This is a genomic window from Methylophaga nitratireducenticrescens (assembly GCF_000260985.4).
Taxonomy (GTDB): domain Bacteria; phylum Pseudomonadota; class Gammaproteobacteria; order Nitrosococcales; family Methylophagaceae; genus Methylophaga; species Methylophaga nitratireducenticrescens.
Genome location: NC_017857.3, coordinates 1,143,596 through 1,156,422, shown reverse-complemented (window position 1 = coordinate 1,156,422; position 12,827 = coordinate 1,143,596). Strand labels below are relative to the sequence as shown.

Annotated in this window: 13 protein-coding genes; 1 reads left to right on the top strand and 12 read right to left on the bottom strand. The window is 44.4% G+C overall.

Annotated elements, in window-relative coordinates; all coding sequences use genetic code 11:
- Window positions 1-51: 51 nt before the first annotated feature.
- Window positions 52-1,236, top strand: coding sequence for an ammonium transporter (locus tag Q7A_RS05565; protein ID WP_084227445.1), 1,185 nt, complete (start codon window positions 52-54; stop codon window positions 1,234-1,236).
- Between the two features lie 35 nt (window positions 1,237-1,271).
- Here Q7A_RS05565 and lpxA read toward each other — a convergent pair whose 3' ends face one another.
- The 12 genes from lpxA to tsf form a co-directional block, all read right to left on the bottom strand.
- Window positions 1,272-2,042 carry an acyl-ACP--UDP-N-acetylglucosamine O-acyltransferase gene (gene lpxA, locus Q7A_RS05560; protein WP_014706352.1) on the bottom strand — a complete coding sequence of 257 codons (771 nt, stop codon included), beginning with the start codon at window positions 2,040-2,042 and terminating at the stop codon, window positions 1,272-1,274.
- Window positions 2,039-2,488, bottom strand: a complete 450-nt coding sequence (gene fabZ, locus Q7A_RS05555; RefSeq protein ID WP_014706351.1) for a 3-hydroxyacyl-ACP dehydratase FabZ — start codon at window positions 2,486-2,488, stop codon at window positions 2,039-2,041. The genes lpxA and fabZ overlap by 4 nt, the downstream gene beginning before the upstream one ends.
- A gap of 96 nt (window positions 2,489-2,584) precedes the next feature.
- Window positions 2,585-3,601, bottom strand: coding sequence for a UDP-3-O-(3-hydroxymyristoyl)glucosamine N-acyltransferase (lpxD, locus tag Q7A_RS05550; RefSeq protein ID WP_151903896.1), 1,017 nt, complete (start codon window positions 3,599-3,601; stop codon window positions 2,585-2,587).
- Window positions 3,602-3,611: 10 nt separating this feature from the next.
- Window positions 3,612-4,112, bottom strand: a complete 501-nt coding sequence (locus Q7A_RS05545; protein WP_014706349.1) for an OmpH family outer membrane protein — start codon at window positions 4,110-4,112, stop codon at window positions 3,612-3,614.
- 20 nt (window positions 4,113-4,132) lie between these two features.
- Window positions 4,133-6,409 carry an outer membrane protein assembly factor BamA gene (bamA, locus tag Q7A_RS05540; protein WP_014706348.1) on the bottom strand — a complete coding sequence of 759 codons (2,277 nt, stop codon included), beginning with the start codon at window positions 6,407-6,409 and terminating at the stop codon, window positions 4,133-4,135.
- A 56-nt stretch (window positions 6,410-6,465) separates the two neighbouring features.
- Window positions 6,466-7,803, bottom strand: a complete 1,338-nt coding sequence (rseP, locus tag Q7A_RS05535; RefSeq protein ID WP_014706347.1) for an RIP metalloprotease RseP — start codon at window positions 7,801-7,803, stop codon at window positions 6,466-6,468.
- Window positions 7,791-8,981 (bottom strand): 1-deoxy-D-xylulose-5-phosphate reductoisomerase, encoded by a 1,191-nt coding sequence (ispC, locus tag Q7A_RS05530; protein ID WP_014706346.1) that lies wholly within the window; start codon window positions 8,979-8,981, stop codon window positions 7,791-7,793. The genes rseP and ispC overlap by 13 nt, the downstream gene beginning before the upstream one ends.
- Entirely contained in the window at window positions 8,981-9,805 is an 825-nt protein-coding gene (locus Q7A_RS05525) for a phosphatidate cytidylyltransferase (protein ID WP_014706345.1), read from the bottom strand. Before Q7A_RS05525 ends, ispC begins: the two co-directional genes overlap by 1 nt.
- A 1-nt stretch (window position 9,806) precedes the next feature.
- Window positions 9,807-10,541, bottom strand: coding sequence for an isoprenyl transferase (locus Q7A_RS05520; protein ID WP_041354412.1), 735 nt, complete (start codon window positions 10,539-10,541; stop codon window positions 9,807-9,809).
- A 23-nt stretch (window positions 10,542-10,564) separates the two neighbouring features.
- On the bottom strand, window positions 10,565-11,122 hold the full coding sequence (gene frr / locus Q7A_RS05515; protein WP_014706343.1) for a ribosome recycling factor: 558 nt from the start codon (window positions 11,120-11,122) through the stop codon (window positions 10,565-10,567).
- 8 nt (window positions 11,123-11,130) lie between these two features.
- A complete protein-coding gene (pyrH, locus tag Q7A_RS05510) occupies window positions 11,131-11,856 on the bottom strand; it encodes a UMP kinase (RefSeq protein WP_014706342.1) in 726 nt (241 codons plus the stop codon).
- Between the two features lie 2 nt (window positions 11,857-11,858).
- A complete protein-coding gene (gene tsf, locus Q7A_RS05505) occupies window positions 11,859-12,740 on the bottom strand; it encodes a translation elongation factor Ts (protein WP_014706341.1) in 882 nt (293 codons plus the stop codon).
- Window positions 12,741-12,827 lie beyond the last annotated feature (87 nt).

The window sequence follows — 12,827 nt, the reverse complement described above, 5'->3', positions numbered from 1 at the left end:
AGTCTTGCTATTTTGGTGCTTGGTTAGCGCTAATTATAAGGAATATCTATTGTGCAAAACGCAAGCGACGTACTTTTTATTTTAATAGGCGCCATTATGGTGCTGGCGATGCATGCTGGCTTCGCTTTTCTTGAGGTCGGAACCGTTAGAAAAAAAAATCAGGTCAATGCCTTGGTTAAAATCATCACTGATTTTGGCGTTTCAACTATTGCTTACTTTTTTATCGGCTATGGTATTGCTTATGGTTTAAATTTCTTTGAACCTTCGCCATTACTAACAGAAAACAATGGCTATGCTTTAGTAAAGTTTTTCTTTCTCTTAACATTTGCCGCTGCAATACCAGCGATTGTCTCTGGTGGTATTGCTGAACGTGCAAAATTTAATCCCCAATTGATTGCAACTTTTTTGATTGCCGGTTTTGTCTATCCACTTTTTGAAGGTATTAGCTGGAATGGTTTATTTGGTATTCAGCCATGGCTGGAAAATCAGTTCGGTGCTGCTTTTCATGACTTTGCCGGCTCAGTTGTTGTTCATGCTGTGGGTGGGTGGATAGCTCTGGCCGCTGTGCTGTTATTGGGACCAAGACATGGTCGTTATGGCAAACAAGGTGAAATATATGCTCACCCGCCTTCAAATATTCCTTTTCTGGCTTTGGGTGCATGGATCCTGACCGTTGGCTGGTTCGGTTTTAATGTGATGTCGGCCCAGGAAGTTGAGGGAATAAGTGGGCTGGTTGCTATCAACTCATTAATGGCGATGGTAGGTGGTACCCTGGCTGCATGCTTTATCGGCCGCAATGACCCTGGGTTTGTTCATAATGGTCCATTAGCCGGTTTAGTGGCTATCTGCGCGGGCTCCGACATCATGCACCCACTTGGTGCATTAGTAACAGGTGTGCTTGCGGGGGGTATTTTTGTCATTACCTTTACCCTGGCACAGAATAAATGGAAGATTGATGATGTACTAGGCGTATGGCCGCTGCACGGATTGTGTGGAGTTTGGGGAGCTATTGCAGCTGGTATTTTTGGTCAGCTGGCACTTGGCGGAATGGGTGGCGTCAGTCTGGCTTCTCAGTTCATTGGTGCAACGATTGGCGTAAGTATTGCGTTTATTGGCGGGCTTATCGTCTATGGCAGTTTGAAAGCCATGATGGGACTCAGGTTAAGCGCAGAAGAGGAATTCAATGGTGCAGACTTGAGCATTCATAAAATCAGCTCAACACCCACCAACGATTAAATTAATTTCGTCGTTAAGTGTCATCCGGTAGTGAACTACCGGATGATCCCACCTTGTTGCTTATCCAGAAACTCAATGAATATGGTTAATTCTTCCGCTTCTTGTTGAATACTGTGCAAACGTTCCCGTGCTTCTTCCATTCGTAAACCTGATCGGTAAACCAGTTTATACGCCTGGCGAATATTTCGAATCTGGGTATCGGTAAAAGCACGTCGGCGCAAACCTTCAACATTGATTCCCACAGGTTCAGCCATATGGCCGGAGACAAGAACATAAGGCGGAACATTGCGAGAGATAACACTGCCCATCGCACTGAAACAGTGTGAGCCAAGATGATTAAACTGACTGACCAGGGTAAAACCGCCAAGGATAACTTGTTGATCAACAATGACATGCCCAGCCAGAGAGGCATTATTGGCAAAAATATTGTTATCGCCAATAATACAATCATGGGCAATGTGTACATAGGCCATGATCCAGTTGTCACTGCCAACTTTGGTAATTCCGCCACCCTGCTCCGTACCACGATTAATGGTCACAGATTCACGGATCAGATTATTGTCACCGATTTCCAGCAAAGTTTGCTCACCATGATATTTCTTATCCTGAGGTTCTTCACCTATAGATGAAAACTGAAATATACGATTATTACGGCCAATTCTGGTCGGACCTTTAATAACCACATGGGAGGCTATTTCTGTACCTGAAGCAATTTCAACATTTGCTCCAATAATACTGTATGCGCCGATGACAACATCATCAGCAATTTTGGCACTGGGATCGATTAAGGCTGTTTGATGAATCACGAAGGCATTTCTTGGTTAACACACATAATATCAGCACTGACAACGACCTCGCCGTCAACAGTTGCCTGAGCATAAAATTTCCACAAATTACGTTTATTTTTAATCAGCTTTACTTCTAAACGCAACTGATCGCCCGGTTCGACAGGTTTTTTAAAACGCGCATTATCAATACCAGCAAGATAATACAACGCATCATCAGAACGAATTTGATCTGCTGTTTTAAATGCCAGTAATCCTGTAGCCTGAGCCAATGCTTCCAGAATTAACACGCCAGGCATAATCACACGTTGTGGAAAATGCCCGGTAAAGTGCGGTTCATTGAAGCTGACATTTTTGATACCAACCAGATGTTCACCCGGTATAAATTCAATCACCCTGTCAATCAACAGAAAAGGGTATCGATGTGGCAGTAAGCGTTGAATTTCGTGTATGTCAATGGTGTTCAATCTGATTATCCTTTAGGATTTATTTTTTGCGTGCAGTAATCTTACGTTGAGACACTGTAGCGGTAAAGCCAAGCCTGTGAACGAGCAGTGATAACGTCACTGCTCCAGTTTGGACTCCAACTGTTTTATTCTGTCGTTTAATTTATCAAGCTGTCTGTAACGGATAACATTTCTGTGCCAATCCCGAGTCGGTTCAACTGGTATCCCTGAAGAATACGTCCCCGAACTCATAATGGATTTGGTCACCATACTCATCCCGGTCAATTGAACGCCATCCGCGATTTCAATATGCCCGGCAATTCCGGTTCCGCCACCAATAGCACAATGGGAACCAATTCGCGTACTACCTGAAATACCGACACAACCAGCAATGACAGTATGCTTGCCAATAAACACGTTGTGACCAATTTGAATTTGATTATCCAGCTTTACGCCGTCACTGATGATGGTATCGTCAATCGCTCCACGATCAATAGTCGTATTTGCTCCAATTTCCACATCATTACCGATGATTACCGAACCCACCTGTGGAATCTTCAGCCAGCGACCATTTTCATTTGCGATTCCAAATCCATCTGCCCCAATAACAGCACCAGGATGAATTTGAACCCGTTCACCGATTTGTACTTTTCGGCATAAAGTGACGTTAGACATCAATCTGCTATCAGCAGCAATGTAAACATCATTTTCGATAATACTGCCAGCACCAATATCAACATTGTCACCGATATGAACATTGTTACCAATAAAAACCTGTGCAGAAATCCGTGCTGAATCAGCTATTTGACAGTTTTCACCAACGACTACACTCGGATGAATACCCAAGGAAGATTGTTGTTCAGGATATAACAATGCAGCAGCTTTTGCATAAGCGACATAAGGATCGTCGATAACCAACGCATTTGTCTGAACTTCAGCTAAATCAGCTGGCGACACGATCACACAGCCTGCTGAAGTAGAGTTAAGGTACTGACGGTATTTGGTATTTGCTAAAAAACTGATGTCAGTATCCGTTGCATTTTGCAGGGTACCGACACCCGTTATAACTTTTTCTGCATTACCAACCAGTTTTGCACCAATCTCAGATGCAATTTTTGCTAAAGTCCACACCACATCCAGATTCTTATTTCGCTTTAAGTTTTTCCAGCACTTTAGAGGTTAAATCTGCCTTCTCACTGGCAAAGATTACACCTTGATAAAGCACCAAATCATAAGATTCTTTTTTGGCAAGTTCGACGATCGTTTCAGCAATCTCTTCTTCTAATTTGCGTAATTCTTCATTACGGCGAATGGACAAATCTTCACTGTATTCGTCCTGCAAACGCTTCAGTTCGCGTTGATCATTAATGATCTTGCGTTCCTGAACCTGGCGCTCTTCGGTACTTAAGATAGCAGCATCACGGTTTAATTTATCCTGAGCGGCACGTAATTCTTTATGTTTGCTCTCAAGTGATTTACTACGAGTTGAAAATTCTTTTTCCAACCGAGCTAAAGCACGTTCTTTTTGCGGTGACTGATCTAAAACCACACTGGCATTAACCACACCGATTTTCATTTCTTCAGCAAATGCTGGACTGACCATTAAACAAGCCAATATAAGGCCAACAATCTTGATGTTTTTCACTCTTAACTCCGATAGTTAAATTAAAATGTCGATCCTAATGAAAACTGGAACACTTCCGTTTCATCATCCGGTTGATCACGCAAAGGAGCAGCAATACTAAACGACATTGCGCCAAATGGTGAAATCCAGATTGCTGATAAACCGGTTGAATACCGTAGTAAATCTGCTTCAAAACTTTGATCGACATCGTATACGTTACCCACATCCACGAAGGTGCTCAAGCGGAAAGAGCGTAACGTTTTTTTCATAAAGGGTAGTGGGAATATAACTTCTGCACCACCGGTAACCATCAGGTTACCACCCAAAGGCTGATCAGCTTCCCTGACACCCAGTGTATTCGCTCTAAAACCTCTTACGCTACGAATACCACCGGCATAAAAATTCTGGAAAAAAGGAAATTCATTACTCTCGCCATAAGCCTTACCGTAGCCAAGGTCGGTTCTTAAAGCAAAAGTGAACGTATCATTTAATGGTGTATACCAGTTATTTCGGTAACGCAGTTTGTAATACTGCAAATCACCGATAGGCGTGGCAACCTCAGCAGAAAGGCTTTGAGATAATCCTCGTGTTGGCAGAATTGCATTATCACGAGTGTCACTGGACCAGCCCAGCGTAACAGGAAATGCATGGAACGAATCACCTTCAGTTTCGATAAAATCATCATAGCGGGTAATATCATTATTGCTAGGCACATCCAGCTGGGTATTCTCATACCCGAATGACAAATTAACCCGGTTGTTTTCCGAAATTGGTATACCAAAATTAATATCGCCACCGAATACGTCCGTGGTGTAGTTGGCAATATTTGCTTCAAAAGCGTCTGTTTCACGGTAGAACAGGTTAAAGCCCTGACTGATACCATCTACTGTCGCAAATGGATTGGTATAACCAAAGCTGTAAACAGTATTAACCCGACTGTTGTTAAAACCGAAACGAATATGTTTGCCACTTCCCATAAAATTCTTTTGGGTCACATTGGCATTAAAGATAATACCGTCAGACTGCGAATAACCAATACCCGCTGACAAACTGCCTGATGCCATTTCCGTTACATTGAAATCCAGATCGACCTGATCAGATGTGCCTGCAACAGGCAGGGTTTCCACGTTAACATCTTCAAAATATCCCAAACGTGAGATTCGTTCTCTAGACCGTTCAACATCACCAGTAGAAATCCACGCAGATTCCTGTTGGCGCATTTCCTGACGCAAAACTTCATCACGGGTTTTACTGTTACCTGAAATATTGATGCGACGAACATAAGCCCTGCGGCCGGGATCAACAAAGAAAGTCAGATTAACTTCGCGTGTTTCACGATCAATCTCCGGAACTGCGTTGACGTTGGCAAAGGCATAACCATCATTACCCAGCCGATCGGTCAGTCTTTCAGAACTTGAGGTAATCGCTTTTCTGGAAAACACTGAGTTTTTGCGGATGGTCACCAAATCGAATAACTCTTCTTCCGGCACAATCAGATTGCCCGCCAGTCTTACTTCATTGATTTTATAACGTTCACCTTCAGCAATATTCACTGTGATGAACATTTGTTTTTTATCATCCGAAATCGTCACCTGGGTTGATTCCACGGTGAAATCCACATAACCCCGATCCAGATAGAATGAACGCAAGGACTCGAGATCGGCTGATAATTTTTGACGTGAATATTGATTGTCTTTGGTCAAAGCGGATAACCAACCACCGGTCGTCGACTCCAATTCATCGAGCAGTTCGTCATCATCATACGAATTATTACCAACAATATTGATTTCCCCAATAGTCGCGACCACACCTTCGGCCATATTAATGCGTACTGCGACACGATTACGCGACAATGGAGTCACTTCAGAGGTAATATTCACACCGTATTTACCACGACTGAAATACTGGCGTTGTAATTCCAGTTCGACCCGTTCAAGCATCGCCTGTTCAAATACCTGTCCTTCAGCAAATCCAATCTGACGTAATGATTTCAACAGTTCATCACTGTCCAGATCTTTGTTGCCAATAAATTCAATGCTGGAAATTGCAGGACGTTCACTGACTGTAATGACTAACACGCCTTCTTCGCGTTCAACCTGTACATCATTAAAGTATTTTGACTTAAACAATGAGCGAATAATGCCTCTTACATCATTTTCGGTCAGTTCATCACCAACTTTAACGGGTAAATAGTTGAAAACGGTGCCTGCCGATATTCTTTGCAATCCCTCCACTCGAATATCTTTAATAATAAATTCCTCAGCCCAAGCTGCAGAGGATAACAAGATAAGCGTCAATGCTGTGATGATTTGTTTCATTGTTGTTTTACAGTCAGTCAGCCGAAGAAATCGTAAGTGTACCTGCAATGTTTCGATTAGCCAATGAGTCGGGCTATGTCATTTGTAAAAGCGAATACCATTAGCAGAAGAATCAGGAATAATCCTATTTTTTGTCCCTGGATTTGTACCGATTCTGGCAAAGGCTTGCCACGAACCCATTCAAAAAAGTACATCAGCAAATGGCCACCATCAAGTACCGGGACTGGAAGTAAATTCAGAATCCCTAAACTGATGCTGATCATTGCCAGAAAACTGATAAAAGCAATAAAGCCCTGCTGCGCAGAATCCCCGGCAAACTGGGCAATAGCAATAGGACCGCCAAGATTGTCACTGGAAACCGTACCCACCAGCATGCCCCATAAACCACTTAAGGTGGTGACACTGAACTGCCAGGTTTGGCTGAACGCCTGGGGAATCGCCGCCAATGGACCATAGCGTAATTCTGATCTTAATTCTGCGGGGATTTCATATCCTTCGGTGTTGACTGCCGCACCTATCCGACCGACATTGTTTTCATCTGCGGCGGGTGTAATATCGAGCTGTTGAACTTGTCCATCACGAAGAATTTCAATACTCATCTCTTCATCAGCACTGCTTTGAATTAAAGCGACCCAAGCCTGCCAACTGGATAATTGTTTTCCATTAGCTGAAATTAATTCATCGCCCGTTTGTAAGCCTGCCCTTTCCGCCGGGCTGTCAGCGACAATTTCACCCAGAATCGGGGGCATATCGGGTTGTACGGTTTTGATACCAATCTTACTAAACAGTGAACCTGCATCGTCCAGCCCAAGTTTAGGCAATGTTAGTTGTTTGGTGGTTTCAATATCAGTACTGCGAGTTGTCAGGGTGACGGTTTCACCGGACTGCGCGAACTTCAACCATTGCTGAAACAAGCTGTTGACTGTCGGGGTTGCTTTGCCATTGACGGCTATAATTTCTTCACCAGGCATGAGCTGCGCCATCGCAGCGGGGGAGTCAGCTGTTACATCATCAATGATCGGCTTTAAACCGGGCACACCGATAACCATAATTACCCAATAGGCAAATACGGCAAATAACAGGTTTGCGATAGGTCCGGCAGAGACAATTGCAACGCGATTTCGTAACGGTTGGCGATTAAAGGCCTGATCAAGTTCTGCTTCTGCTACTGGTGCTTCCCGTTCATCCAGCATTTTGACATAGCCACCTAAGGGTAATGCGGCGATGACAAATTCAGTACCGTTTTTGAGTTGTTTTGACCAGAGTTTTTGTCCAAAGCCGACTGAAAAACGCAATACTTTCACACCGCATTTTCTTGCCACCCAGTAATGTCCAAATTCATGGATGACCACCAGCAAGCTAAGGGCGATAATAAAAAAGATTAATGATTGCATAAAACCTTAGTCTGCTTTTGGGCAGCCTCTCTGGCAAGCTTATCGGCAGACAAAATCTGTTCCAACGAATCAGCGGGGGTAGCTGGTACGCTTTCCAGCACGTTAGCGATGATACGGGCAATATCAGTAAATTTAATTTGCTTTTGAAGGAAAGCTTCTACCGCCACTTCATTTGCCGCGTTAAGAATGGCAGTGCTGGTACCACCGATATTCAATGCCTGATAGGCCAACGCCAGACAGGGGAATCGTCCAAAATCCGCAGCAGCAAAATCAAGCCTCCCTGCTTTCACCAAATCCAAAGGCTCGACGCCTGAATCAATCCGTTCTGGCCAAGCCAGGGTATTGGCAATCGGTGTGCGCATATCGGGATTACCCATTTGCGCCAATACTGACCCGTCCAGATAATCTACCATGGAGTGAATAATACTTTGCCGATGCAGGACAACTTCAATCTTGTCACTTGGCATACCAAACAACCAATGCGCTTCGATGACTTCCAGACCTTTGTTCATCATGGTGGCCGAATCCACAGATATTTTCTGTCCCATCGACCAGTTTGGATGCGCTATCGCCTGTTCGGGTGTTACAGCTTCCAGATCAGCAATATCCCAATCACGAAATGGACCACCTGAAGCCGTCAAAATAATGCGGCGAATTCCTTTATTTTCAAACTGATATTGTTGGGTTTCACCCACCGGCATACATTGCCATATAGCATTGTGCTCGCTATCTACAGGAAGCAGAACAGCATTATTTGCCTGTACTTCTCGCATCAGTAATGCACCACTCATGACCAAGGCTTCTTTGTTTGCCAGCAGGATTCTTTTACCTGCTTTAGCTGCTGCCAGGGTAGGCAGTAATCCAGCAGCGCCCACTATTGCGGCGACCACAATATCCGTTTGTTCAGTGCTGGAAATCCTCTCCAGAGCCTGCATGCCGCTTTGTACTTCAATCATTAAACCAGCTGCGTCAAGTTTGGTTTTTAGTTTTTCAGCAGATTGCGGGCACAACATCACCGCCATTGCAGGATGAAATTGCAGGCACTGTTCAAATAAACCCTCTACTGATTTATTGGCCGCCAGCGCAAAGACTCGGTACTTTTCAGGATGACGCTGCAAAACATCCAGTGTACTGATACCAATGGAACCGGTTGATCCCAGAATAGTAACGTGTTGCATCAAAACTGCCCCGTCAGCCATATCAAAGCGGCAAAGAATGGAACAGCCGCCAGCAGACTATCCACTCGATCCAGCATTCCGCCATGTCCCGGCAGTAAGTTTCCACTATCTTTTATCTGGTAGCTGCGTTTGAACAGACTTTCAAATAAATCACCGCTAACCGAAACCAGTCCGGTTAAGACACTGATAAGCACCCATAAAAACAATGATAAAAACTGAGAAATACCCAGGAAATAGGCAACTGTACTCCACAACGCGACTAAAACCATCCCACCGATAAGCCCTTCAACAGTCTTATTGGGACTGATTGCTTTAGCGAGAGCATGTTTACCCCAGCGCTTACCTGCAAAATAACCACCCGTGTCTGCCAGCCATACACTGATTAATACATATAGAACCAACCATGGACCGTTGCCGGCAATACCATGTAGCCAGACAGCGCTATAAACAAATAACAATGTCACCAGCATGCTGAGCAAATAGGTTATTAATTTAGTATGAACAATGTGAGCGAGATAATTGGGTAAAGATTGATGGGCAAATAACACAATGATGAAACTGATCAGCAACCAAAAGACCAGACCACTTAACAGCATATAATTTATCCCTGCCATCGCCAGTAGTGCCAACAGAGTGGCAATGAACGTCAAACTGGCAAGCACTTTGGACACCGGTTGAATTTGCGCCATGGAAAGCCACTCCCACATGGCGATCAGCGCAACCACAGTAAGCAACCCAATCATTCCGACAGTCGGCAACAGCAGAATGGCCATCACCACTAAGGGGATCAACAAGGCAGCAGTTAATAAACGCTGTTTAAGCATGTTATTGCCCGGTAAGTTGTTCAGAAGTACGACCAAATCGTCGTTCACGACGGGAAAACGAATCAATCGCAAGATCCAGATCCTGAGCGTTAAACTCAGGCCACAGTTTGTCGGTAAAATAGAGTTCGGTATAGGCCAGCTGCCACATCAGGAAGTTACTGATGCGCTGTTCCCCACCCGTACGAATAAACAAATCCGGCTCAGGTAAATCTGCAGTGACCAGATGACTGGCAATAACACATTCATCAACCTGTTCGGGTTGCAACTCACCGGATTTAATTTTAACTGCGATCTTGCGGACGGATTGGCTAATATCCCACCGTCCACCATAATTGGCCGCAATGTTGAGGATCAAACCATTATTTTCAGCCGTTAGAGCGGTAGCATTCCGAATTTTTTGCTGCAATGCATCAGAAAATCGGCTCAAATCGCCAATAATATTGAGACGGATATTATTTTTATGTAGACGTTTAACCTGGTTATCCAATGCATGACTGAATAATTCCATCAATAAATCGACTTCTTTGCCGGGTCGACGCCAGTTTTCACTACTGAAGGCAAACAGACTGAGCACATCCACTCCACTTGCTACACAGTGTTTGACAATGCCTTCTACCGCTCTGACTCCGGCACGGTGCCCCATAAACCTGGGTTGAAACCGTTGTTTTGCCCAGCGTCCATTGCCATCCATAATGATAGCAATGTGTCTGGGAATGGAGCGATTGGAAGACGTCATCAGTTTGGCTAAACCATAATGGCTTAGACCGCCATCAAATCGGATTCTTTTTCAGCCAGTACGTCATCAATCTGTTTGATAGTGCTATCGGTTAACTTTTGAATAGCCTCTTCAGCACCACGTTGCTCATCTTCAGAAATAGCTTTTTCTTTCAACAAGTCTTTCAGGCTGCCGTTTGCATCACGTCGAATATTACGTACCGCAATACGCGCATTTTCAGCTTCAGACTTAGCCACTTTGACCAAATCCTTACGACGTTCTTCAGTTAACGGTGGGATTGGAATACGAATGGTCATGCCAGCGCTGTTTGGGTTCACCCCCAAATCAGATGTCATGATCGCTTTTTCAATCACCGCCACCATGTTTTTTTCCCATGGCGCAACTGTGATCGTTCTTGAATCCTCAATGCCGACACTGGCTACCTGACTTAAGGGAACGTCGGAGCCATAATATGGTACTGAGACATGATCTAATAAACTGGTATGTGCACGCCCTGCACGGATTTTCGCCAGTGCAGTACTCAGAGCGGCAACGCTTTTCTGCATCCGGTCTGCTGCATCTTTTTGAATATCATTAATCATGATTTGTCCTATTTCACCAATGTTCCAACATTTTTACCGTAAAGAATATCTGTCAGATTACCGTATTTATGCACATCGAATACCCGTAATGGCATTTTCTGTTCCTGACACATCACCACTGCTGTAGTGTCCATTACACCGAGTCGATTATTGATCACTTCATCATACGATAACGTGTCATAACGGACGGCATCTGGATTTTTACGCGGGTCTGCGTCATAGACGCCATCAACCTGAGTAGCTTTCAGCATCAGTTCGGCACCAATTTCAACAGCACGTAAACTGGCCGCTGAATCGGTCGTAAAAAATGGATTCCCCGTGCCGGCAGCAAAAATGACTACACGACCTTTTTCCAAATGCCGAATAGCACGACGACGTAAATAATCTTCGCAAACTTCATGAATACGGATGGCAGACATGACACGACAGAATGTTCCATTACGTTCCAGGGCATCCTGCAGTGCCAGTGCATTTAATACTGTCGCTAACATACCCATATGATCGGCGCTAACTCTATCCATACCACTGGCAGCTAAGCCTGCACCGCGGAAAATATTGCCACCACCGATTACAATACCGAGCTGAACCCCTTGGGCATTCAACTCGGTTATTTCTTGGGCAAATCGGGAAATCACTTCAGGTTGAATGCCATACTCAGCATTCCCCATTAAAGCCTCACCACTCAGTTTGAGTAAGACGCGCTTATAAACTGGCTGACTTCCCGATTCTGTCATATTTAGTTTCCCCGTGCCTGGGCCATAACTTCTTCTGCAAAGTTATCGACTTTCTTTTCGATACCTTCACCGACTTCAAAACAGGCAAAACCTTCAACCGTTGCACCAGCTTGTTTAACCAGTTTTTCAACAGTGACATCAGGGTCTTTAACAAATGCTTGTCCGAGCAGGCTGATTTCGTTAACAAACTTGCTCATGCGGCCTTCAATCATTTTTTCAACAATTGCTTCCGGCTTGCCGCTTTCGCGCGCTTGAGTTGCCACGATATCGCGTTCTTTCTGTAACAAATCTTCTGACAGTTCATTAGCTGATACGGCTTGAGGACGGCTGGCAGCAACATGCATTGCCAAATCTCTGGCCAGTTCTTCATTACCACCGTTCAATTGAACCAGAGTACCGATACGATCACCGTGACGGTAAGCACCAATTACACCGTTATCTGTATTCATCAAGGTAAAGCGACGGATTTGGATATTTTCACCAATCTTCGCAACCAATGACTGACGAACGGTATCAACACTTTCACCATTGCTTAAGGTCAGTTGTAATAATGTTTCCAGATCAGCTGGTTGAGCTTCCAGCACTTTGTGGGAAACCGCATTAACAAAGTTGGTAAAATCATCTGCCTTGGCAACAAAGTCGGTTTCAGAATTTACTTCCAACATAACCGCTTGTTTGTTATCGGCACTGGTTTCAATTGCGATAATACCTTCAGCAGCGATGCGGTCAGATTTTTTATCGGCTTTGGCCAGACCAGATTTACGCATCGCTTCAACGGCAGCATCAATATCGCCGTTCGATTCAACCAATGCTTTTTTACATTCCATCATGCCGGAGCCGGTACGCTCACGCAGTTCTTTTACTAAAGCTGCAGTTATAGCCATTTTTTGTAACCCTTAAAATCAATTTTTGTGAACGGCCTGTTTTCAGACCACACATACAACACAGGCCCGCTTTACAGCGAGCCTGCT

What these genes read in the sequence shown, in the direction of transcription:
- bamA (WP_014706348.1), bottom strand. Translation starts at nt 6,409, where the DNA reads ATGAAACAAATCATCACAGCATTGACGCTTATCTTGTTATCCTCTGCA.
- rseP (WP_014706347.1), bottom strand. Translation starts at nt 7,803, where the DNA reads ATGCAATCATTAATCTTTTTTATTATCGCCCTTAGCTTGCTGGTGGTC.
- ispC (WP_014706346.1), bottom strand. Translation starts at nt 8,981, where the DNA reads ATGCAACACGTTACTATTCTGGGATCAACCGGTTCCATTGGTATCAGT.
- Q7A_RS05525 (WP_014706345.1), bottom strand. Translation starts at nt 9,805, where the DNA reads ATGCTTAAACAGCGTTTATTAACTGCTGCCTTGTTGATCCCCTTAGTG.
- Q7A_RS05520 (WP_041354412.1), bottom strand. Translation starts at nt 10,541, where the DNA reads ATGACGTCTTCCAATCGCTCCATTCCCAGACACATTGCTATCATTATG.
- frr (WP_014706343.1), bottom strand. Translation starts at nt 11,122, where the DNA reads ATGATTAATGATATTCAAAAAGATGCAGCAGACCGGATGCAGAAAAGC.
- pyrH (WP_014706342.1), bottom strand. Translation starts at nt 11,856, where the DNA reads ATGACAGAATCGGGAAGTCAGCCAGTTTATAAGCGCGTCTTACTCAAA.
- tsf (WP_014706341.1), bottom strand. Translation starts at nt 12,740, where the DNA reads ATGGCTATAACTGCAGCTTTAGTAAAAGAACTGCGTGAGCGTACCGGC.